General features: G+C 72.1%; 2 protein-coding genes. One reads left to right on the top strand and one right to left on the bottom strand.

What is annotated here, in order from left to right; translation table 11 throughout:
- Positions 1–281, top strand: a 281-nt coding sequence (locus tag EAO76_RS43425; RefSeq protein WP_148841699.1) for an AIM24 family protein, incomplete at its 5' end; no start/stop codon positions are given.
- Positions 282–363: 82 nt separating this feature from the next.
- Here EAO76_RS43425 and EAO76_RS43420 read toward each other — a convergent pair.
- A partial coding sequence (locus EAO76_RS43420; protein ID WP_399463834.1) for an NUDIX domain-containing protein occupies positions 364–638 on the bottom strand: 275 nt, incomplete at its 5' end.

The raw sequence follows: 638 nt of genomic DNA, 5'->3' as shown, positions 1-638 counted from the left end.
CGGACAAGTACGTCAACGCCGATGCCGACGCCATCGTCGCCTGGTCCAGCTCGCTGCGGGTGCAGATGCAAGCCCAGACGCACTCCTCCGGTGTGTGGCGCCGACGCGGCAACACCGGTGAGGGCTGGGAGCTCAGCTTCCTCGGCCAAGGCTTCGCCCTGGTCCAGCCCAGCGAGGTGCTGCCCCCGCAGAACCAGCAGATCGGCCAGGGCGTCCGGGCCCAGTACGGCATGGGCCAGCAGGGCGCCCACGGCCAGAACCAGAACAACGCCTGGAACTGATCCGCGGCACGACACCCGGACCGAAGCGGGTGGGGGCGGCCTCCGAGGAGGCCGCCCCCACCCGCTTCCGCGTGCCGTCGTACTAGCCGCGCCGCTCCAGCGCCGCGCGGGCCAGCTCCGTCAGCCTGATGACCGACGTGTCGGCCACCGAGGCGACCTCGTCGTACGCGAACCAGCGCAGGTCCAGCGACTCGTCGCTGATCTGCTCCGTCGAGCCCGAGGGCGCCAGTGCCACGTACTGCACGTCCAGGTGCCAGTGGCAGGGGGCGGGGATCGGGTGGCGATCCAGCGTCACCGGGCCGCCCGGGAGCAGCGTCAGGCCGCTGATGCCGGACTCCTCGGACGCCTCCCGGAGGG

The sequence above is a fragment of the Streptomyces sp. sk2.1 genome (assembly GCF_008120935.1).
Taxonomy (GTDB): Bacteria; Actinomycetota; Actinomycetes; order Streptomycetales; family Streptomycetaceae; genus Streptomyces.
The sequence above is the reverse complement of the archived record's forward strand: the minus strand, read 5'-3'. Positions and strand labels throughout refer to the sequence as shown.